The 21096-nt window shown below is 58.5% G+C and carries 18 protein-coding genes; 12 read left to right on the forward strand and 6 right to left on the reverse strand.

Annotated features, from left to right (window positions below; genetic code table 11):
- Window positions 1–211: 211 nt before the first annotated feature.
- The 12 genes from HPDFL43_RS13120 (at window position 212) to HPDFL43_RS13175 (ending at window position 14259) form a co-directional block, all read left to right on the forward strand.
- Window positions 212–1783, forward strand: a complete 1572-nt coding sequence (locus HPDFL43_RS13120) for an acyl CoA:acetate/3-ketoacid CoA transferase (protein WP_007197839.1) — start codon at window positions 212–214, stop codon at window positions 1781–1783.
- Entirely contained in the window at window positions 1780–2547 is a 768-nt protein-coding gene (locus HPDFL43_RS13125; protein ID WP_007197840.1) for an enoyl-CoA hydratase/isomerase family protein, read from the forward strand. The genes HPDFL43_RS13120 and HPDFL43_RS13125 overlap by 4 nt, the downstream gene beginning before the upstream one ends.
- Window positions 2548–2559: 12 nt before the next feature.
- Window positions 2560–4077 (forward strand): aldehyde dehydrogenase family protein, encoded by a 1518-nt coding sequence (locus HPDFL43_RS13130; RefSeq protein WP_040450190.1) that lies wholly within the window; start codon window positions 2560–2562, stop codon window positions 4075–4077.
- A gap of 50 nt (window positions 4078–4127) precedes the next feature.
- Window positions 4128–5384: an ABC transporter substrate-binding protein gene (locus HPDFL43_RS13135; protein WP_007197842.1), complete on the forward strand. Its 1257-nt coding sequence runs from the start codon at window positions 4128–4130 to the stop codon at window positions 5382–5384.
- Between the two features lie 147 nt (window positions 5385–5531).
- On the forward strand, window positions 5532–6407 hold the full coding sequence (locus HPDFL43_RS13140; RefSeq protein ID WP_210165658.1) for a carbohydrate ABC transporter permease: 876 nt from the start codon (window positions 5532–5534) through the stop codon (window positions 6405–6407).
- The gene (locus HPDFL43_RS13145; RefSeq protein WP_007197844.1) at window positions 6407–7285 is read left to right on the forward strand and encodes a carbohydrate ABC transporter permease; all 879 of its coding nucleotides are present in this window, start codon (window positions 6407–6409) and stop codon (window positions 7283–7285) included. Before HPDFL43_RS13140 ends, HPDFL43_RS13145 begins: the two co-directional genes overlap by 1 nt.
- A gap of 99 nt (window positions 7286–7384) precedes the next feature.
- Window positions 7385–8629 (forward strand): ABC transporter substrate-binding protein, encoded by a 1245-nt coding sequence (locus HPDFL43_RS13150; RefSeq protein WP_007197845.1) that lies wholly within the window; start codon window positions 7385–7387, stop codon window positions 8627–8629.
- Window positions 8630–8694: 65 nt separating this feature from the next.
- Entirely contained in the window at window positions 8695–9807 is a 1113-nt protein-coding gene (locus HPDFL43_RS13155; RefSeq protein WP_007197846.1) for an ABC transporter ATP-binding protein, read from the forward strand.
- Window positions 9804–11291: an FAD-dependent oxidoreductase gene (locus HPDFL43_RS13160; protein WP_007197847.1), complete on the forward strand. Its 1488-nt coding sequence runs from the start codon at window positions 9804–9806 to the stop codon at window positions 11289–11291. Before HPDFL43_RS13155 ends, HPDFL43_RS13160 begins: the two co-directional genes overlap by 4 nt.
- An 18-nt stretch (window positions 11292–11309) precedes the next feature.
- Window positions 11310–12905 carry a GMC family oxidoreductase gene (locus HPDFL43_RS13165; protein ID WP_007197848.1) on the forward strand — a complete coding sequence of 532 codons (1596 nt, stop codon included), beginning with the start codon at window positions 11310–11312 and terminating at the stop codon, window positions 12903–12905.
- Window positions 12902–13225 (forward strand): Dabb family protein, encoded by a 324-nt coding sequence (locus tag HPDFL43_RS13170; protein ID WP_007197849.1) that lies wholly within the window; start codon window positions 12902–12904, stop codon window positions 13223–13225. The genes HPDFL43_RS13165 and HPDFL43_RS13170 overlap by 4 nt, the downstream gene beginning before the upstream one ends.
- Window positions 13226–13230: 5 nt before the next feature.
- Entirely contained in the window at window positions 13231–14259 is a 1029-nt protein-coding gene (locus HPDFL43_RS13175) for a LacI family DNA-binding transcriptional regulator (protein WP_007197850.1), read from the forward strand.
- Here the strand turns inward: HPDFL43_RS13175 and HPDFL43_RS13180 are convergent.
- The 6 genes from HPDFL43_RS13180 to HPDFL43_RS13200 all read right to left on the reverse strand — a co-directional run bounded on the left by HPDFL43_RS13180 (window position 14254) and on the right by HPDFL43_RS13200 (window position 21009).
- Window positions 14254–15135, reverse strand: a complete 882-nt coding sequence (locus HPDFL43_RS13180; protein WP_007197851.1) for a sugar kinase — start codon at window positions 15133–15135, stop codon at window positions 14254–14256. The two genes, HPDFL43_RS13175 and HPDFL43_RS13180, sit on opposite strands and share 6 nt — an antisense overlap.
- Before the next feature lie 50 nt (window positions 15136–15185).
- Window positions 15186–17270 carry an FAD-dependent oxidoreductase gene (locus HPDFL43_RS13185; RefSeq protein WP_007197852.1) on the reverse strand — a complete coding sequence of 695 codons (2085 nt, stop codon included), beginning with the start codon at window positions 17268–17270 and terminating at the stop codon, window positions 15186–15188.
- A gap of 78 nt (window positions 17271–17348) precedes the next feature.
- Window positions 17349–18518, reverse strand: coding sequence for a Gfo/Idh/MocA family protein (locus HPDFL43_RS13190; protein ID WP_007197853.1), 1170 nt, complete (start codon window positions 18516–18518; stop codon window positions 17349–17351).
- A gap of 765 nt (window positions 18519–19283) precedes the next feature.
- Complete coding sequence (locus HPDFL43_RS13195; RefSeq protein WP_007197855.1) at window positions 19284–20441, reverse strand: iron-containing alcohol dehydrogenase; 1158 nt, start codon at window positions 20439–20441, stop codon at window positions 19284–19286.
- Between the two features lie 184 nt (window positions 20442–20625).
- Window positions 20626–20802, reverse strand: a complete 177-nt coding sequence (locus tag HPDFL43_RS21990; RefSeq protein WP_007197856.1) for a hypothetical protein — start codon at window positions 20800–20802, stop codon at window positions 20626–20628.
- Between the two features lie 3 nt (window positions 20803–20805).
- On the reverse strand, window positions 20806–21009 hold the full coding sequence (locus tag HPDFL43_RS13200) for a hypothetical protein (protein ID WP_040449232.1): 204 nt from the start codon (window positions 21007–21009) through the stop codon (window positions 20806–20808).
- Window positions 21010–21096: the final 87 nt, after the last annotated feature.

Genomic DNA, 21096 nt, shown 5'->3' on the forward strand with positions numbered 1-21096 from the left:
GGAACGTTCCATTAGCAGTGGGAAAAGAATTTGGAACGTTCCATTTGATGGCATCCTGGGAGGAAGTTTTGGATCGTACGATTGGAATTGGCATCGGCTTGGCCAGGAGCTGCGCACCTGCATTTCAGCGTTGTGAACACACCGGCACGCTCCTGCTCAACCTTCTTCCCCATACACCTGCTCTCGCCCCCCACAAACAGGACGATCTCGTATGAGCAAGCTGACAAGTGCCGCCGAAGCAGTTGCCCGCATTCCTGACGGAGCTGTTGTCACGGTCTCTTCTTCATCTGCTTTGGGCTGCCCCGACCTTGTCCTGAAGGCCATTGGTGAACGCTTCGATGCCGAAGGACACCCCAGCAACCTCACCACAATCCACCCGATTGCCGCTGGCGACATGTATGGCGTCAAAGGTGTGGATCACATTGCCAAGGACGGGCTGCTGGCGCGTATTCTCGGCGGCTCCTATCCCTCAGGTCCCTCCAGCAAGCCGATGCCGGAAATCTGGAAGATGGTCATCGAGAACCGCGTTGCTGCCTACAACGTTCCCTCAGGCATCTTGTTTGATATGAACCGCGAAACCGCAGCAAACCGTCCCGGCGTGCTAACCAAGGTCGGTCTGGAGACTTTTGTCGACCCGATCCGCGAAGGCTGCGCCATGAACGCGCTTGCTACCACCGCTCCCATCGTCAGCCGGGTGGAATTTGCCGGTGACACCTGGCTGCACTTCCCCAACATCATCCCGAATGTCGCCCTCCTGCGCGCCACCACGGCCGATGAGCACGGCAACCTCACCTATGAACACGAGGGCGCTTATCTTGGCGGACTGGAGCAAGCGATTTGTGTACGCAATCATGGCGGCCTGGTGATCGCACAAGTCAGCCGTATGACCAAGCGCGGCTCCCTGCGACCGCATGATGTGCGGGTGCCTGGGCATCTGGTTGATCTGGTAGTGATCGACCACGATCAGAAACAAACTTGCGAAACACCCTATGATCCGGCGATCTCCGGCCAAATCATGCGGCCATGGGACAGCTTCACGCTGGCTGAGCATGGCGTCGAGAAAATCATTGCTCGGCGCGCGGCGATGGAGCTTCGGCCCGGCATGACCGCCAATCTGGGCTTCGGCATCTCGGCGATGGTGCCGCGTATCCTGCTCGAAGAAGGCCATCCCGAAGCCGTGACCTGGGTCATTGAACAGGGCGCTGTAGGCGGCATGCCGTTGACCGGTTTTGCCTTCGGCTGCGCCTCCAATGCCGATGCCTTCGTGCCCTCGCCGCAGCAGTTCATCTATTTCCAGGGCGGCGGTTTTGATGTCTCCTTCCTGTCCTTCCTGGAGGTCGACGCCGAAGGCAATGTCAATGTCTCCAAACTGGGCAAGAAACCCTATCTGACGGCTGGATGCGGTGGCTTTGTCGACATCACGTCGGGTGCCAGGAAAGTCGTGTTCTCGGGCTGGTTCGAGGCCGGAGCTGAGATCGAACTGACCTCGGAGGGCATCAAGGTTGTCGCTCCCGGCAAGTTCACCAAGATGGTCGAAGCCGTTGAACATGTGACCTTCTCGGGCAAGCGGGCGGGGCAACTGGGCCAGGACGTGCTCTATGTAACCGAACGCTGCGTGATCCGGCTCAGCGAAACCGGACTGGTCGCCACTGAGATTATGCCCGGGATAGATCCGGCGCGCGATATCGTTGCGGCTTCTGGCGGGCGTGTGCAGCTTGCGCCGGATGCCATCACCTTGCCGCTATGGCTTCTGGCCGACGCACCCATGGGGTGGGGCAAATGAGCGCCGTCCATCTGACCCGCAACGGCAAGGTGGCCGAACTCTGCCTGGACAATCCGGCCAAGATGAACGCCTTCACGGTAGAGATGCTGGGACAGCTTGCCGCCCATCTCGATTTGATTGACCACGACACCACCATTGCGGCCGTGATGCTGACGGCTACGGGCGACCGCGCCTTCTGCACCGGCGCCGATATCAACGGCTGGGGCGATCTGAGCCCGGCCAAATTTGCCCGCCATTGGGTGCGCGACGGCCACCGGATATTTGATCGGCTGGCGCGTCTTGGCAAACCGACGATTGCGGTTCTGAGCGGACACGCCTTTGGCGGCGGCCTGGAACTTGCCGCTGCCTGCGACCTGCGGGTGATGGCAACCGGCGCCAGCCTCGCCCTCCCAGAGGCTGGCGTCGGCATAGTTCCAGGATGGTCTGGCACGCAACGTCTGATGCGCCTGCTGCCGGAACCGATGGTCAAGGAAATGGCGTTGTTCGGCATGCGCATCAAGGCTGACCGGGCGCTTGCCTGCGGCTTTGTGGCGGCCGTTGGCGATGATCCACGTGCCCTTGCCGAAACGCTGCTGGACCGCACCATCGCCCTTTCGCCGCGCGCGGTTGAAATCACCAAGTCCATGATCCACGCCGCACAGGGCGAGGATCGCGGCGCGATGGTCGAGGCGCTGGGCAGCGCCGCCATCGCCGCCTCCGCCGACCGGGACGAAGGCGTCGCCTCGTTCCGCGAAAAGCGCAAACCAGATTTTTCGGGTCAGTAAGTCATGAATCAAATGAACATCATCTCCGACCAGACGGTTGCCTTGCCGAACAAAGCCTACCAGGCCCGCCACTTCATCAATGGCGTTTCCCAGGACAGTTTTGACGGCCAGAAATCGAACCGCATTTCGCCCTCGCACGGCGTGGTCGTCAGCCAAGCCGCCCTCGGGACTGCAGTCGAGGCTGAGGTCGCGATCGCGGCTGCCCGCACCGCTTTCGACGATGGCCGCTGGAGCCGCATGTCCGGCAAGGAGCGCGCCACCATCCTGAACAAGGTCGCTGACCTGATCGAAGCAAACGTTGAACAGATGGCGCTGATCGAGACGCTGGAAAGCGGCAAGCCGATCGCTCAGGCACGCGGCGAATGCGGCGGCGCGGCGGACTTGTGGCGCTATGCCGCTTCGCTGGCCAGAACCAGCCATGGCGACAGCCACAACACGCTTGGCGCCGACATTCTGGCGGTGATCCTGAAAGAGCCGATTGGCGTGGTCTCTATCATCACCCCGTGGAATTTTCCGTTCTGGATTCTCAGCCAGAAGCTGCCTTTCGCGCTGGCAGCAGGCTGCACCTGCGTGGTGAAGCCATCCGAGATGACCCCTTCAACCACCGCGATGCTGGCCGGCTTCCTGGTCGAGGCCGGCCTGCCGGCCGGGGTGTGCAACATCGTCCTCGGGTTCGGCGACCCGGTTGGCAGCCTGATGACCACTCACGCGGACGTGGACATGGTGACCTTCACCGGTTCGACTGCCGTGGGCAAGATGATCACCAAGAGCGCCGGCGACACCCTGAAGAAGGTGGCGCTGGAACTTGGGGGCAAAAACCCCCAGGTAATCTTCCCCAATTGCGATCTTGAAGGCGCAGCAGACGCCGTTACCTTCGGCATCTATTTCAACGTGGGCCAGTGCTGCAATTCGTCCAGCCGCATCATTGTGCATGAAGACATCGCCGATGCCTTTGTTGCGCGGGTGGTGGAGCTCTCACGCCAGGTCGCCTTTGGCAATCCGCTGAACCCGGAAACGCAGGTCGGGGCCATCGTGACCCCGGAGCATGCGGAAAAGATCAATACTTACGTGCAGGCGGCGGCCGAAGCCGGTGCCGAGATTTGCCTGGGCGGCGCCAGCCTGATGGTTCCGGGCCTAGGCGACCAGTTCTACCAGCCAACCGTCATGCGTGACGTGACACCCGATATGGCGATTGCCCGCGAGGAAGTCTTCGGCCCCGTTCTGGCAGTTCTGACATTCCGGACACTGGATGAAGCCATCGCGTTGACCAATGATGCCACCTACGGCCTTTCAGCCGGGATCTGGTGCGATGATGTCCATACATGCCTCGACTTCAGCCGCCGCGTTCAGGCCGGCACGGTCTGGACCAATACCTGGATGGACGGCTTTCCCGAAGTCGCCTTTGGCGGCGTCAAGCAATCCGGCCAAGGCCGGGAGATCGGAAGTTACGGCTTTGATGAATTCCTGGAGGTGAAATCACTTGTGATGCGGGTTGGCCGCACGCGCGCACCTTGGGTGAAAACGGCCTGAAACCCTGCGGGGAGATGGCAAGACCGACGCAACAACGGGAGGAGACCTCAATGCGTGGATACTTTGGAAAGAAATCAGCGATTATCGTCGCAACTCTGCTGGCCACAACCAGCCTGGCATCGGCAGAAGATGTGGAAGTTCTGCACTGGTGGACCTCGGGCGGCGAAGCCGCTGCGCTGAACGTCCTTAAGGAGGATCTGTCAGGCAAATCCATCGGTTGGGTTGATATGCCCGTCGCAGGTGGCGGCGGCGAAGCTGCCATGACTACCCTGCGCGCCCGCGTCACTGCAGGAGATGCACCGACCGCTGTTCAGATGCTCGGTTTCGACATTTTGGACTGGGCTGCCGAGAAAAAGCTTGCCAACCTGAACGCCGTGGCCGCCGAGGAAGGTTGGGATGCAGTGGTTCCTGCTGCTCTTCAGGCTTTTGCGAAGGTTGATGGCAATTGGGTTTCAGCCCCTGTGAACGTGCACTCGACCAACTGGGTCTGGGCCAACAAGTCCGTGCTGGATGGCCTTGGCATTGCCCAGCCGACCACTTGGGAAGAGTTCGTGGCTGCGATGCAGGCGGTCAAGGACAGCGGCAAGGTTGCGCTCGCCCATGGCGGCCAGGCCTGGCAGGAAGCCACCATGTTTGACGGCATCGTACTGTCGGTCGGTGGTGTCGATTTCTACAAGAAAGCCTTCATCGACCTCGACCCGGCAGCGCTGGGTTCCGAACAGATGGTCGAGGTCTTCAACCGCATGGCCACGCTGCGCAGCTTCGTGGACGACAACTTCTCGGGGCGCGACTGGAACCTGGCTTCGGCAATGGTCATCAACGACGAAGCTGCTTTCCAGATCATGGGCGACTGGGCCAAGGGCGAATTCCTGAAAGCTGACAAGGTACCGGGCACCGACTTCCTGTGCTTCCGCGTTCCGGGCAGCCAGGGCATGGTTGCCTTCAACTCTGACCAGTTCGCGATGTTCGCTCAAACAGAGGCAGGCGCTCAAACCGCCCAGGGCGAAATGGCTCGCTCGATTATGGCTCCCAGCTTCCAATCGGCGTTCAACGTCGTCAAGGGTTCGGTTCCGGCTCGCACCGACGTTCCGAATGACGCGTTTGATGCCTGCGGCAAGCAGGGCATGGCCGAACTGGCCGAAGCCTCGTCCAATGGTACGCTGGTGGGGTCCATCGCTCACGGCCACGCCAACAAGGCTGCCGTCAAGAATGCGATCTATGACGTCGTGACCGCGCATTTCAACGGTGAATACGACGCCGTGGCCGCTGCAGCTAACCTGGTCAACGCTGTCGAAGCCGCGCAGTAGACATTGCTTCGGAGAGGGGGGATGCCCCCTCTCCGACTTCCGCACGTCGGCCAGCATTGATCCTGCACGCCGTTCCAGAAAGCCAATACATGCCGGCCGCAGGCAATTCGCGGTGGAGGAGGAGTCATGGCAAATCATGCGCCTGGTGTGGATTTCCGAACACGCCTGCAAGAGTGGATACCAAAACTGGTTCTCTCGCCATCGTTGGCTGCCATGCTTGTGTTCGTCTATGGCTTCATTGCCTTCACGTTTTACCTCAGCTTCACCAATTCAAAAATGCTGCCCAGCTATGACTGGCTCGGATTCGAGAATTACGCCAAGCTGTGGAACCTGTCGGCTTGGTGGGTGGCGGTCACGAACCTGGCCATCTTCGCCACGCTCTATATCACCATCTGTACAGCAATCGGCCTCACGCTGGCGATCCTTCTGGACCAGAAAATCCGTGGCGAGGGCGTGCTGCGCCCGATCTACCTGTACCCGATGGCGTTGTCGTTCATCGTGACAGGTACGGCCTGGAAATGGATCATGGACCCCGGCATAGGCATCGAGAACTCGATGCACCTCTGGGGTTGGACAAGCTTTCAGTTCAATTGGATCAAGGACCGCGACATGGCGATCTATACCGTGGTGATTGCGGCTGTCTGGCAAACGTCCGGCTTTGTGATGGCAATGTTTCTCGCAGGCCTGCGGAGCATCGATAACGAAATCCTAAAGGCCGCGCAGATCGACGGCGCGTCAAACTTCAGCCTCTACCGCCGCATCGTCATTCCGCTGCTTCGGCCCGCGTTCCTGTCTGCCTTCGTCATCTTGGCGCACCTTGCGGTCAAGTCCTACGACCTGATCATAGCGCTCACCGGGGGCGGACCAGGGCGCGCCACCGAGCTCCCCGCGACCTTCATGTATTCCTACACCTTCACCCGCAACTCGATGGGCATCGGGGCCGCCAGCGCGGTTATAATGTTGATGACCATCGCCGCGATCATGACGCCCTACCTTTATGCCGAACTGAAGGAGAAGTCGTGATGGCCGCCGTTGAACAAGATGCTGCCGTCCGCACCGGGGCCCTGACCCGCATCTTCATTTACTCCATCCTGCTGATCTTCATGGCCGTCTACCTGATGCCGCTCTTTGTGATGATCGCGAACTCGCTGAAGCCCCTGCCCGAGATCACGGGCGGCAACATGATGGCGCTTCCCCGTGAATGGACGCTTGAGCCCTGGCGGCAAGCCTGGTCCGCCGCCCAGATCGGGGTTGAGCCGACGGGGCTGAAGCCATATTTCATGAATTCGATTCTGATGGTGGTGCCTGCGGTCGTGATCTCGACCATCCTTGGTGCGCTGAACGGCTACGTGCTCACAAAATGGAGCTTTCGGGGCGACAAAATCATCTTCGGCCTCCTGCTCTTCTCCTGCTTCATCCCCTTCCAGATCGTTCTGATTCCTATGGCGACGGTGCTGGGCAAACTGGGCATGGCAGGGTCAATTCCCGGTCTCGTGCTTGTGCATGTTGTCTATGGCATAGGGTTCTCGACCCTTTATTTCCGCAACTATTACGCCTCCTTCCCAACCGAACTGGTACGCGCAGCCATGATCGATGGTGCGGGGTTCTTTCGGATTTTCTGGCGGATCATGCTGCCTGTATCGGGACCGATCATCGTGGTGACTGTGATCTGGCAGTTCACCAATATCTGGAATGACTTTCTTTTTGGCGCATCCTTTGGCGGGCAAAGCCAGCCGATGACGGTTGCCTTGAACAACCTTGTTCAGTCCTCGACCGGCGTCAAGGAATACAACGTTCACTTTGCCGGCGCGATCCTGGCCGCGCTGCCAACCCTGATCGTCTACATCGTTGCTGGCCGCTTTTTCGTGCGCGGCCTGATGGCGGGATCGGTGAAAGGATAGGTCAGGAAGCCGCCGGGTGGCTGCAACCACCCGGCGGCCATGTTCAACCCAAGCCCCAATTGCAAAGAACGTGGGCGAACGACCGGAAGGAATACCAGAATGAAGATTTTGTCCATAACCGCCTTGCTCCTTGTCAGCGCAAGCTCCGCCCTTGCGGACCAATCCGTCGAAGTCATGCACTTCTGGACATCCGGCGGCGAGGCGGCGGCCTTGAGCGCCGTGCGCGACAAGGTTGTGGCAGAAGGTGTTACCTGGGCTGATGCCCCGGTCGCGGGCGGTGGCGGTGATGCCGCCAAAACCGCGTTGCAAGCGCGAATCGCGGGTGGCAACCCGCCTGCTGCCATGCTGATGCTGGGGCAGAACATTATCGACTGGGCCAATGAAGGCCTGCTAGGCAACGTCGATGCTCTGGCCGCCGCACAGGGTTGGGATGCCGCCCTGCCGCAGGCCGTGCAAGACTTTACAAAGATAGATGGCCACTATGTCTCTGTGCCAACCAACGTGCACCGCACCGACATGATCTGGGCCAGCAAGGCCGCCTTCGACAAGATCGACGCGCGGTATCCCACGACCTGGGAAGAGCTGAATGCCCTTGCGCCGAAATTTATCGAGGCCGGGATCATCCCGCTCGCCCATGGCGGTCAAGCCTGGCAAGAGGCCTATATGTTTGAGGCTGTTGCCGCAGGCGTGGGTGGGGCTGAGTTTTATCGCAAGGCACTCATTGATCTGGACGATGCTACCCTGCGTGGTCCCGAAATGGTGGCGGTATTTGATCAGATGGCCGCCCTGCGCGGCATGGTTGACCCCAACTTCCCCGGCCGTGACTGGAATCTTGCCAGCGCTATGGTCATCAATGGCGAGGCCGCCATGCAGATCATGGGTGATTGGGCCAAGGGCGAATTCACAAATGCCGGCAAACTGCCCGGCACGGATTATGCCTGCATCCCCGTGCCCAAGGCCAAGGGCGATGGCTTTGTCTATCTGGTAAACTCGCTGTCCCTGTTCACTCAGGCCGACCCCGACAGGATCAAGGCGCAAGAGGTGCTTGCATCCGCCATAATGGACCCCGCGGTGCAAATTGCGTTCAATCAGGCAAAGGGGGCAATCCCCGCACGCACTGACATTGATCTGACGACGATGGACACCTGCGCACAAGGCACTTCGGCAGCACTTGCGACCAATGATGCGGGCGGCGCGGCAGTTCCCACCTTCGCAGGCACCCATGCCGCAAATGCCGCTGTGGTGGGCGCTGCAACCGATGCTATCACCGATTTCTTCAATTCGGAGATGTCTGCAGCAGAAGGCGCCGTTGCCTTGGCAGACGCAATCGCCGCAGCAAAGTGATGACCAGGCCGCGCGCCGCATCGCGCGCGGCCTGACCAATTTCTACCTACAACCGGAGCACGACCATGGGCTTTTTAGATATCCGCAATGTCACAAAATCCTATGGATTTGTTCAGGTTCTGCACGAGGTGAATATCGAAGTGCAGGAGGGTGAATTTCTGGTTCTCGTCGGCCCTTCGGGTTGCGGCAAGTCCACCCTCCTGAATATGATCGCGGGACTGGAAGGGATCACGTCAGGAGATATCTCAATCAAGGGACGTGTGGTGAACGGGGTGCACCCATCCAAGCGAAACATCGCAATGGTGTTCCAGAGCTATGCCCTTTACCCCAACATGACTGTCGGCCAAAACATGACCTTTGGCCTCGAAATGCATGGCGTCCCCAAGCCCGAGCGCGAAAAGGCGCTGCGGGATGTGGCCAAGCTTTTGCAGATCGAAAACCTCTTGGATCGCAAACCGGGCCAACTGTCCGGCGGCCAGCGTCAACGCGTTGCCATGGGCCGCGCACTTGTGCGTAATCCGGATGTGTTTCTTTTCGACGAACCTCTTTCCAACCTTGACGCCAAACTGCGCGTCGACATGAGGACCGAGATCAAGAAGCTGCATGAAAAGCTGAAGACGACCATCGTCTATGTGACCCACGACCAGATCGAAGCCATGACCCTTTCGACCCGCATTGCGGTGATGTTCAAGGGATATGTCCAGCAGCTCGGAACGCCGAAGGAAATCTACGACACGCCGGCAAATGTCTATGTGGCGACCTTCATGGGCAGCCCGGCGATGAATGTCATGCCGGCCAGGGTGGTGGTGAAGGACGGCATTCCCCACGCGGAGATCAAGGATGCTAAGGGCGCTGTTCAGAACCTCAGATTCAGCCAACCCAACCTGGCCGATTGGAGCGGAAAGGACATCCTGCTGGGCATCAGGCCCGAGTCCATCACCGATCCCGATGGCGCTGACCGCAATTCGAAGAACATCGTGTCGTTGCGGAACCTCGTCGGCGTTACCGAACCGGCCGGCGCCGATACCTTTGTCGCAATGGAACTGGGCGGCAAGGACATCATCGCCCGCATGCGCGCCGACGCCAATGTGCGTTCGGGCCAGGAGTTCGATTTCGCGATCAACATGGAAAAGGCCGTGGCCTTCGACCCGAATACTGAAGAGCGCATCAAGACATGACTACACCGGACGTCATCATCATCGGGTCAGGCATCGGCGGTTCAACCATGGCGGCTGCCCTTGCCCGCACGGGCAAGCAGATCCTGATCCTCGAGCGTGGCGAGCATCTGGCTCCGTCAGCCAATGACCGCAACGACAAGGCGATCTTCGCCGACGGATGTTTCAGGCCGGAAGAAGAATGGTTGGATGGTGAAGGCAAGCCCTTCAACCCTGGCAACTACTATTATGTGGGTGGAAATTCGAAGTTCTACGGCGCGGTGCTTGTCCGCTATCGCCGTGAAGACTTCTCCCCGCTGACCCACATGGGCGGAGTGACGCCAGGTTGGCCAATTTCCTACGATGATCTGGAGCCGTTCTACGGGCAGGCCGAAACCCTTTACTCGGTGCGCGGCCAGATCGGCGAGGATCCGACCGAGCCTGTGCATTCCACACTCTACCCTCACCCCCCCGTTGCCCACGAGGCGCCTATTGCGGCGCTTCGCGGCCGCCTCGCCAAGACCGGTCTTCACCCTTCCTCGCTTCCGCTCGGAGTCGATATCGACCGCTGGCTGGCAAGGGCGAAAACACCCTGGGATGCCTTTCCCGATACCACGGGCGGCAAGATGGATGCCGAGACCGCAGCCCTGAAGTCCGCCTTGCAGCATAGCAATGTGCAGCTTCGTACCAGGGCCATGGTCAAGCGGCTGGTGACCGGGGAGAACGGCCTTATTACCGGCGTCGAACTTGCGTCCGGTGAGGTCCTGGCGGCGCCTGTCGTGGTTCTGGCGGCTGGCGCGATCCAGAGCGCGGCACTGCTGCTTGCCTCGGCCAATGACGCCCATCCGAACGGCATTGCCAACAGTTCCGACCAGGTGGGACGCAATTTCATGAACCACAATTGCTCGGCGGTGCTGGCCTTGCATCCGTTTTGGCGAAATGACTCGATCTACCAAAAGACGCTGATGGTGAATGACTTTTATCTCACAGGTGGCCCCAAGGGAGAGCCGCTGGGCAATATTCAGCTGCTCGGCAAGATTTCGGGAACAATTCTCAGCGCGTCAACCGCAATGCCAAAATTCCTGGCCAATTGGATCGCAAGGCATTCGGTCGATCTCTATGCCATGTCGGAAGACCTTCCGAACCCCGAAAGCCGTGTCACCCTGAAGGACGGCCAGATCGTGCTGGACTGGAAGCGTTCAAACTGGGAAGCCCATTTGGCGCTGGTCCAAAAGTTGAAGGCAAAGCTGCGCGAAGCTGGCTATCCGGTCGTGCTGGCGCGCCCGTTTGACCGGCGCACACCATCTCATCAATGCGGCACTGCGCGGATGGGCAGCGATCCGAAAACCAGTGTCGTCGACACCTTCTGCCGCAGCCATGACCATTCAAACCTGTTCATCACCGATGCCACGGTCCTACCCACCTCTGCGGCGGTCAACCCGGCATTGACGGTGGCGGCCCTTGCGATACGGACAGCTCATCACATTGCACAAACCAGGTTTGGCTGACGCAGGCAGGAGGGCCACATGGCCAAAGGATACGATTTCATCATCATCGGCGGCGGCTCGGCGGGTTCGGTCCTGGCGGGGCGACTGTCGGAAGACCCATCGGCACAGGTGCTGCTCCTCGAAGCAGGCGGCAGCGACCGTCACCCGTTCTACCACCTGCCGGCCGGCTTCGCCAAAATGACCAAGGGCATCGGCAGTTGGGGCTGGGATACCGTTCCGCAGCGCCACATGCAAAACAAGATATTCCGCTACACGCAGGCCAAGGTGATCGGCGGCGGCTCTGCCATCAACGCACAGATCTACACCCGCGGAAATTCGCAGGATTATGACGACTGGCGTCAGATGGGGTGCGAGGGATGGAGCTATGACGATGTGCTGCCCTATTTCCGCAAGGCAGAAGACAACGAAACCCATGACAACAAATACCATGGGAAAGGCGGCCCATTGGGCGTCTCCGAACCCCGCGCGCCCTTGCGGATCTGCGAGGCCTATTTTGAGGCGGCGGCAGAGCTGGGCATTCCGCGCAATCTGGACGTAAACGGCGAGAAGCAGGACGGGGTCTGCTACTATCAACTGACCCAACGCAATGTGCGACGCTCCTCGGCTGCGATGGCCTATGTCGCACCGAATCGTCACCGCAAGAACCTGACCGTGCGTTTGGGCGCACAGGTACGGAGGCTGATCGTGGAAGGCGGACGGGCCACCGGAGTTGAAATGATCGACGGCTCGCGCCTGATCGCCAACAACGAGGTCATTCTTGCCTCGGGCGCCATCGGTTCCCCTCGCCTCTTGCAGCTTTCGGGGATTGGCCCGGCCGATCATCTCGCGTCGCTCGGCATCAAGGTTGTCCAAGACCAGCCGCAGATAGGAGCTAACCTGCAGGACCATCTGGACCTGTATTGCATCGCCGAGCTATCCGGACCCTACAGCTATGACCGCTACGCCAAGCCCCATTGGGCGGCGATCGCCGCCTTGCAGTATATCTTTGGCCGCAAGGGACCTGTAGCCTCGTCGCTGTTTGAAACCGGCGGCTTTTGGTATGCCGACAAGGCCGCGCGTTCTCCCGACCTCCAGTTCCACCTTGGCCTTGGAACAGGGATCGAACACGGCGTCGTGTCGATGCCGCAAGGCGGCATCACCCTAAACTCGTGCCATTTGCGCCCTCGATCACGCGGATCGGTCCGGCTGCAAAGCGCTGATCCTGCCAAAGCACCGCTCATCGATCCCAACTATCTGCAGGATCCCTTCGACCGTGAAATGACGATCCGGGGTCTGAAGCTGACGCAGGAGATCCTGGCCCAGGCTCCGCTGAAGAAATACATCTTGGCAGAGCGGCTGCCCGGTTCCGATGTGCGCACGGATGAAGACTACTTCAACTTCATATGCCAGCACTCGAAGACCTCGCACCATTGCGCCGGAACCTGCCGCATGGGCGCCGATGACGAGGCGGTGGTCGACATCCGTCTGCGCTTCAAAGGGATTGAAGGTTTGCGCATTGTCGACAATTCCATAATGCCGACACTGATTTCTTCCAACACCAACGCCGCAGCGATCATGATCGGTGAAAAGGCCGCCGACATGATCAAGGCAGACAACAGGATGACCATACAATGATCCGCCATGTCGTACTCATTCGCTTCCGCAGTGATATGTCAGAAGCACAGATTAGTGCCATATTCAACGAGCTTCACGAGTTGGAGGGCCGCTTGCCGGGGTTGCGCGCCATCACCTCCGGGCGCAGTAAAAGCCCCGAGAAGATGGAACGCGGTTACATGCACGGCTTTGTGGCCGACTTCGATGACTGGGATGCGCTGCAAGCCTATCAGGATGACCTGCAACATCAGAATGTCGGAGCGAAACTGGTGGCAAGCGCTGAATCTGGTAAGGAGGGCATTCTGTGCTTTGACATTGAGGTTATTGACAGGGCAGATTGAATGCGATGACCCTGCAACGCCGCCCCACAATAATCGATGTCGCTCGCCAGGCTGGAGTTTCCAAATCCACCGTCAGCCTGGTGCTGCAGAACAGCTCCTCCGTCAAAGAAGAAACACGCAAAGCGGTCCGCGAGGCCATGGCGGAAATCGGGTATGTCTACAATCGCGCGGCAGCAAACATGCGGATGTCAAATGCCGGTCTGATCGGGCTTGTCATCAATGATCTGCGCAATCCGTTCTTCACCGAATTCGCGACATCACTGCAAATGGCTCTTGCCGGACACGGTTATTCAACTGTCGTCGCAAATACGGATGAAAGCCCGGAGTTGCAGGATCAGGTCGTGGGCTCAATGATTGAACACGGTGTCTCCGCGTTCATCATTTGCCCCGCGTATGGCGAGGATTCCAGCACGTTTGACATGATCGCAAAGGCAGGAATCCCAGCCATGCAAATGCTTCGGCGCGTTGATGACCGGTTGAAACTCTTTCCTTTCACCGCGCCCGACTACCGGGCCGGTAGCGAAGTTGCAACGCGACACCTGATCAGCGCCGGTGCAAAGAGGATTGCTTTCATTGGTGGGTTGGAAGGCCGTAGGGTAACAGAGGAACGCAAAGCCGGGTATCTCGATGTGCTGCATGAGATTGACATGGACCCTGTTATTCTCACCGGCAAAGCAAGTCGAAAGTTTGGCAAGGAATCTGCTGGCCGGCTCATGAGCGAACATCCAGATGTCAACGCCGTGATTTGCTTCAATGATCTTGTTGCCCTTGGTATGCTTTCTGGATGTCACGAACTTGGCGTGAGCGTTGGTACGGACCTCTTGATCGTCGGTTTCGACGATATTGAGGAGATTGCACACGCTTACCCGTCCCTGTCATCGGTACACTGCGATATTGCGGGAATAGGTTCCCAGGCAGCCGCAAACGTTGTTGGATGGCTGGAAAAAGGGCAAGTCCCTGCCCCGGAAACAAGAACCCCGATCAGTTTGTGTATTCGTCAATCCACTGGCGGGACAAGAAAGGCCGGTTCATAAGCGTGGCACGTTTTGTTTTGCAACGCGCGCGCCGTAGTTTCTGAGGACTTCCGCCGCCATGGCCTGACCGCGGCCGATGGCACTCGCCACATTGTGCCCGATCAGACGCGCCGCAAGATATCCTGCGTTGAAGGCGTCCCCTGCCCCGGTCGTATCCTTGATTCCAGTCACTTTTGGTGTCGTAACCTCGCCGGCGCCGTCTTCGCATCGAAACACGACTGAATGCTCGCCATTCTTCACGATGATCTCGCGCACTCCTGCATTTGAGAACCGTTCGATCGTTGCCTGCGGTGAAGCATCGCTCCAGTAAGTCATTTCATCATCAAAACTTGGCAGGGCGATATCTGCACAAGACATTGCCATCGAAATGGTCTCACGCATCTCGTCGTCCGTTTCCCATAGTTTGATACGAATATTGGGATCAAAGGAAACCAATGCGCCACGTTTGCGCGCATGACGGAGCGCGGCAAACAGATTCCCGCGTCCCTTCGCCGAAAGAATGGCAAGTGTGATGCCCGACAAATGAATAAGGTCGGCTTGTTCAAATGCTGCATTCAGCCAGTCCACATCATCGGCAAGAAGGCGGGCAGCCGAAGACGAACGCCAGTATTGGAAGCTGCGTTCCACACCATCGAGTTCAATCACATAGAGGCCCATCCCTCTTTGCGGATCAGGGGTAATACCAACTGTCTCCAGGCCGTCATCAGCCAATAGACGGACAAAATCGTTCGAGGTTTTGTCAGAACCAATACGGGTTAAATAACCGATCGTTACTTGATCGCCGAGCGCCTGCGCCATATGCCAAACCGTATTGAAAGTATCGCCGGCAAAGTCACGCCTGTACAAGCGTTCTCCAATTAGCGCCATTTCAATCATGGCCTCTCCGACCCCGATAGCGAGCTTGCGTGGGTGTTTCATGTCTGAAATCAGTTTGTCATTTGCAGGTCGTAGATCGAACCGGTCAACCAGGCCGGCCAGTCACGTTCAAAAAAGGCTTTTTCATCCTCATCCAAATGCCGGTTCTCGCGCGTCGAAATCACAAACGTGACACCAGTATATTTGACCACGATCTGTTGATGTTTGTCGCTTTCCTTCTCCAGCCTGAATCGGAAATTGGAGAGCGGTCCCGTTCTGGCCATTGGCAAGGCCTCCCCGTCTGGATCGCATATGGCCCGGGCTCCCCTGCTCCCGCCCCCGTTCTCAACATAGTGATCGAGAGCGGTTAGCACCGCTTCGGAAACAAGCGCCATGTGGTGCCATTGCAGCGCACGCCCTGCTTCGCCGTCACGGCCAAAACCAATACCGCTTTCCCCGATCCTGTCATTGAGTGAACGCGCGCCCTCAAGCGCATTGGCGATCTCTTCCTGAGTGCACAATATGCCCGCTTTCTCGCTCATCCGTGCCTGCACCTCCAAACGGACAGCATCCATGCGCACCGGGCTATCCGGTTTCAAAATTGAAACGACATGCTCGATAGCCGAGGCCGCGAGAGCGTCAACATCGCCCGCAGCTGGAGACGCCGCGCGACCACTTGCGCCAATATGCTCGGCAACCCGTGTCCCGAAAACCTGCCCCGCATTGAGAGCAGCGCCACCGGGCCTTGTGACACCGTGCGTTCCGGCCGCTTCACCAACTGAATAAATCCCCTCCAGATTGGTGCGACCCCAAATGTCCACCGCAATGCCGCCATTCATGTGCTGGTTGTTGACCGCAAACTCCAACGGCTCCTTGGCGATGTCGATCTTGTAGCGACGATAGAGCTCGATCGCGAGCGGGTTCATGTGACGCAAGCGATCGATTGGCAATTCCTGCCCCGCACCCGCATTGCCAAGATAGGTGCTCACATCGACATCGAGACGCTTGAGTGAGAATGGCTGGTCGCCAGAGACGGGAAGAGGGTTTCTGTTGAAGTCCATGAAGACACGCCGTCCAAGTTCGCCTTCATGATGGATCGCCAGATCAACGAGACTTGAACCGAAGTCGAGCATGCGCGTGGAATGGAAAGGCCACTGATATCCCTTACGGAAAATGTTGGAGGCCAGTTCCTGTGTTGTGCGGTAGTAGTCGGCAAGAAAATGGTGTTCCCTCCCATCACGATCCACCGAGTAAATGTGCGGCATGGCCTGCACATAGGTTCCGGACAGGTTCCATGGGAAACCCTCTCGCCGGGTTCCTATTCCAAACTGGCTCTCGGTCAGGTTGACAAGTTCGATGCCAGCTTCCAGCGCAAGACCCAAAGAACCAAAACATCCGTTCGGGAATACGCTGTCACGATACAATTCCCCGGGCCCGCCTGCCGCAAGTACAAGTGCCTCGCACCGGTAAATGACCAAGCCCAAAGGGTTCTCGTCCGTCCGCGATTTCGGTCTGACTGCCAAAACTCCGGCAACCCTTCGATCCGGGTTCCCGTCAGTTGCAAGGATCCGGACTGCTGTTGTGTGATTGAAAAACGGGACGCCAAGCCGAATGGCTTCCTGGGCAAGGACTTTTACCATGAGACGGGATGTTCTGGGCCCACAACTCGTCGCTCGACCGGTCTCATCGTGGTCTGTCTTGTACCGCAAGGTGCCACCAAGTGTATCCTGAGGCAAAGGAAGGCCCAAATATTGAAGCGAGGCCATGGCGCGGGCCGAGCCGACGGCTTCAATGTAGGCGGTATCTTCGTCCATTGATCCGCCTGAGCGGATTGCGCGTGCCATTTTTCTGAAGTTGTCGCCCTGATCAGCAGAGTTGGCAGTGTGCAAGGTTTGCTTGTCCGAGCCCGAGCAGGCGGAAGTCCCTCCCCATGCACTCTGGCTGACTACTGTTACCGCGCCGCAACGTCGTTTCAGTTCGACCGCGGCACGCAAACCCGCAGCGCCACTGCCGACGACAACGCATCCGGTGCGATAGACAGGAACAACAAACCCGCCGGCCTCGATTTGCTCATCAAAGGACGGTGCCGAAACGAGCCGTGGCATCTCGACGTCGGTCAGAGCATCCAGAATCTCTTGAGGGACCAAACTCTCCATCAAATTTCTTTCTCGCTATAGTGGTATCACTTTGGGGAAACGCTCTGCGCAATTGATGGGCTGCAGCCCTGCAACCGATCAGTTTGCAGGTATGTCGACCCAATTCCGCGTCGTTGAGGATTCCATGCAGGCATCAATGATCTGGCAGATGTGGTGACCGGAATCAAAAGTCGGCCACATGGGCGTTTTTGATGCAATCGAGCGGATGACCTCTGCCGCCTCGATGATCTTGCTTTCGTTGTATCCCAGGCCAAAATTCGGCAAAGGCAGGAATGCCCGATAGGTCGCGTTTTCCGGACCGACGTCGATTTCCCTGAAGCCACGACGGCCCAGGCCATCGTTGTTCGTGTAGAAACGCAGACGGTTCACTTCGTCGTAGTTGTAGACCAGGCTTCCCTTGGTGCCGTAGATTTCATAGGTCTGCATGAATTTCCTGCCAGTCGCCACACGACTGAAATCAACAAGACCCCGGGCGCCATTTTCAAATCGGCAAATGATATTCGATCCGTCGGGATTGGTGATCTCGGCCCATTCTTCATTGCCGTTCAATTCAGCTTTCTCACCGAGGCCGACATCGTTCACGACAGGCCTGCGCGGCGTAACGACGAAATTGTCGGCAATCAGTGAGGTTACGCGACCAACCAGAAAATCCATGAAACTGAAGACGTGTGAGCCGGTATCACCGACAATCCCGGTTGGCGCCAGCTTGCCATCTGCCCGCCACATGAAAGGTGTCATCGGATCGCCATAGATGTCGATGTGCTGGCATCCCTTGAACAAGGTGATCTGACCGATTTCGCCCGAATCGATGATATCTTTTGCAAGGTCATGCACCGGATTGCGGGGAAACGCATGGCCAACACGGGTGATCAACCCTTTCTCCCGGGCAATATCGGCCAGTTCTCGCGCTTGTTCAGCAGTGTCTGCGAGTGGTTTCTCGCAATAGACATGCTTCCCTGCCAAAAGCGCCGCCTTGGCAACGTGGTAGTGCATGTTGTCGGGAAGGCAGATATCAACGAGATCCACGTCAGGATCACGGATAGCCTCCTTCCAATCGCTCAAAATCCGCGCGCCCGGTGCGCTGAGTTCAAGTCCGGTTGCGGCCTTTGGATTCGCTTCGACAAGCGAAACGATGCACGCCGTGCCCTGGTCCCTTCCCAGAAAGTGCGGGAAGGTCTGATATGCCATGGTGTGCACTTTTCCCATCCAGCCCGATGCACCAAGCACAGCAACCCTGACCTCATTCATCGTCACTTTCCCCTCTGACCCCAAAAAACCCACACTGCAGCGCCGACTGGACTCTTCCTTCACGAACATCCGAAAACCAGACACATCTTGGCGCCACGAAACTCTCGAATGCTTGGCTAACCAAACATTATTTGGAACGTTCCAATTTTGCTATTTCATATAGAGCGTGGAGTCAATGGTCATGCGACGAAGCAACGGGAAAAATACCAAGACGCCAAGCTGTAGAGTTGTCCGCAGTATTTTGATCCGAGCGTGCGCCCGATCTCAATCAACGTCGAATTGACCTATTGCCATCTCAGCCATCTTGCCGTGTCAAAAATGCGAAAAGCCAACTTCTCCGAGAAATGACAAACTCACTGCACGTTTTTTGCACGCTTGTCCTTGCAATCCACTGAAAAGAAACAGCTTTCCGTCCAGTCCATCATGGGTGCGATGGAAATACGCCCTGGTACGATATTTTGCGAATTGCTTTCCATCGCCGACATTTACCGCAAGGCGGGCAATCCCGCCAGAGCATCAATTTGGTTCAGTTCCCGGTCCTCAAGAAGACGCTTTCGAACAGGATCCAAAGTGTTGCGACTTGATCGCAGGGTTGCAGCTCGGCATCGGCATGAGGCTTTGCGACACGCTCTTGCTCCACCTTTCTGGCCGCCGCGTGTTCCCAATGGATACCCGCGGTCACGGTCTGAAGAAGGGATATCCTGAAAACCCATCGGCTTCCCCACACCGCGGGCACCCGGACCGGGACCGCAGAAACGCCGGCGCTTATAAAGCAGCCCGGTAAATTGCGAGGGCATCAGCTTCGCTCACCGGGCGTGGATTGTTGACCAGCAGCCGCGTCTGGTTCATCGCATCGCTGGCAAGCCTGGGCAGCCAATCCTCGGTGATCTTCATATCGCGCAGGGTCTGCGGCAGACCGCAAGCGGAGGAAAGATCCGCGAGCCTGTCGCAAAAGGCGGCCACCCGTTCCTGACCCTCAACCGCCCCCAGATCCGGAAACAGATGCGGCGCCAGATCGACATAGGCCTGGTGGGCCGTGACCGCATTGAACCTCAGCACATGCGGCAGCACCAGCGCGTTGGAGAGCCCATGCGGAATGTGGAAATGCCCGCCCAGGGGATAGGCCAGCGCATGCACGGCCGCTACCGGTGAATTTGCAAAGGCCTGCCCTGCCAGCATGGAACCGAGCAGCATGTCCGCTCGCGCTTCCGCGTCGGTTCCATTGCGTACCGCCTTGAGCAGCGATGGCCCCATCAGCGCCAGTGCCTGCGTGGCGAGCGTTCGCGACAGCGGATTGTTGTTGGCGCTGGCCGATGCATAGGCTTCGATTGCATGCACCATCGCATCAATGCCGGTCGCTGCGGTCACATGCGCAGGCAGGCCATAGGTCAGCTCCGGGTCAAGCAGCGCTATGTCGGGCAACAGGACCGGCGAGACCACGCCCATTTTCTCCGAGGTGCCAGTCGTCACGATCGAAATCGGCGTTACTTCGGAGCCGGTTCCCGACGTCGTCGGCACCAGGATGAGCGGAAGCCGCGGCCCCCTTGCGTTGCCCACACCGTAGACCGCTTTCAGCTCTTCCTTGCCCACAGCCAGCAGCGCCACCAGCTTCGCGACATCGAGTGATGATCCGCCGCCAAGGCCAATCACCCCGTCGGCGCCGGCAGAGCGGGCTGTGTCCGCCGCAGCCAGGATCACGGCTTCCGGCGGGTCGGCCTGAACGTCTGAAAACAGCGTCACCTCCACGCCTGCTGCCCGGAGGTGGCCCATTGCCTGATCGACGATGCCTGTCGCCATCATGCCTGCATCGGTGACGAGGAACACGCGTGCTCCCATGCTGGCTTGCGCCAGCTGACCAATCCGGGCCAATGCCCCGGCTGCGAACTGGATGCTCTTGGTGGTGTTGAAGACAAATGGTGACATCGACAGATTTCCTCCGGCAAACAAGGCGACTGAAGAGTGGGTACGCGAGGAAGGGGACAATTGTCCACCGCCCCACCCCTGGCAGTCTGTATCGGACGCTTAGCGGCCACGGGTGATATGCGAAATCGTCACCGCGAGGGCCACCCCCCGCCCTCGCCTCAGCCACAAGACCAAGGCCAGGCGGCTATGCTTTCACCGGAACCGGTTTCTGGCTCAGCGCCACCGACAGCACCAACAAAACGGCGCCAAAGGCGCTGACGGCATATTCCAGCGTGTGTCCGCCCAGCTCCGCCAATGGCATGATCACCAGCGGCCCCACCACGGCCCAGACACCCCGCTGGAAAGGGTTCAGACGGCGCAAGGCCTACCTTATCAGTGAACTGGCAAATACGTAGCCGATGTGCAACCAGGAACCGACAGGCAAAAGTCCCGGTTTGTAGATGAACAGGAACGGCAGGAAACAGGCGATCCGGCCAAACCGGAAGGCCTCAAGCTCGGTTGCGCTTTTGGAGGCCCCGGAAAGGCTTGCCGCAGCAAAGCTTGCAAGCGCGATCGGTGGCGCGATCAAGGAAGTGCGGGAAGCATCAGATGCTTGGTAAGGCTCGCCCACCGGAACCCTGCAAGACAATACAACATCCCCATCGAGGCCCTGTCT

It is taken from the genome of Hoeflea phototrophica DFL-43, assembly GCF_000154705.2.
Lineage (GTDB): Bacteria > Pseudomonadota > Alphaproteobacteria > Rhizobiales > Rhizobiaceae > Hoeflea > Hoeflea phototrophica.

What these genes read in the sequence shown, in the direction of transcription:
- HPDFL43_RS13130 (WP_040450190.1), top strand. Translation starts at nt 2,560, where the DNA reads ATGAACATCATCTCCGACCAGACGGTTGCCTTGCCGAACAAAGCCTAC.
- HPDFL43_RS13135 (WP_007197842.1), top strand. Translation starts at nt 4,128, where the DNA reads ATGCGTGGATACTTTGGAAAGAAATCAGCGATTATCGTCGCAACTCTG.
- HPDFL43_RS13195 (WP_007197855.1), bottom strand. Translation starts at nt 20,441, where the DNA reads ATGTCACCATTTGTCTTCAACACCACCAAGAGCATCCAGTTCGCAGCC.
- HPDFL43_RS13150 (WP_007197845.1), top strand. Translation starts at nt 7,385, where the DNA reads ATGAAGATTTTGTCCATAACCGCCTTGCTCCTTGTCAGCGCAAGCTCC.
- HPDFL43_RS13190 (WP_007197853.1), bottom strand. Translation starts at nt 18,518, where the DNA reads ATGAATGAGGTCAGGGTTGCTGTGCTTGGTGCATCGGGCTGGATGGGA.
- HPDFL43_RS13175 (WP_007197850.1), top strand. Translation starts at nt 13,231, where the DNA reads ATGACCCTGCAACGCCGCCCCACAATAATCGATGTCGCTCGCCAGGCT.
- HPDFL43_RS13180 (WP_007197851.1), bottom strand. Translation starts at nt 15,135, where the DNA reads ATGATTGAAATGGCGCTAATTGGAGAACGCTTGTACAGGCGTGACTTT.
- HPDFL43_RS13160 (WP_007197847.1), top strand. Translation starts at nt 9,804, where the DNA reads ATGACTACACCGGACGTCATCATCATCGGGTCAGGCATCGGCGGTTCA.
- HPDFL43_RS13185 (WP_007197852.1), bottom strand. Translation starts at nt 17,270, where the DNA reads ATGGAGAGTTTGGTCCCTCAAGAGATTCTGGATGCTCTGACCGACGTC.
- HPDFL43_RS13120 (WP_007197839.1), top strand. Translation starts at nt 212, where the DNA reads ATGAGCAAGCTGACAAGTGCCGCCGAAGCAGTTGCCCGCATTCCTGAC.
- HPDFL43_RS13155 (WP_007197846.1), top strand. Translation starts at nt 8,695, where the DNA reads ATGGGCTTTTTAGATATCCGCAATGTCACAAAATCCTATGGATTTGTT.
- HPDFL43_RS13125 (WP_007197840.1), top strand. Translation starts at nt 1,780, where the DNA reads ATGAGCGCCGTCCATCTGACCCGCAACGGCAAGGTGGCCGAACTCTGC.
- HPDFL43_RS13165 (WP_007197848.1), top strand. Translation starts at nt 11,310, where the DNA reads ATGGCCAAAGGATACGATTTCATCATCATCGGCGGCGGCTCGGCGGGT.
- HPDFL43_RS13170 (WP_007197849.1), top strand. Translation starts at nt 12,902, where the DNA reads ATGATCCGCCATGTCGTACTCATTCGCTTCCGCAGTGATATGTCAGAA.
- HPDFL43_RS13145 (WP_007197844.1), top strand. Translation starts at nt 6,407, where the DNA reads ATGGCCGCCGTTGAACAAGATGCTGCCGTCCGCACCGGGGCCCTGACC.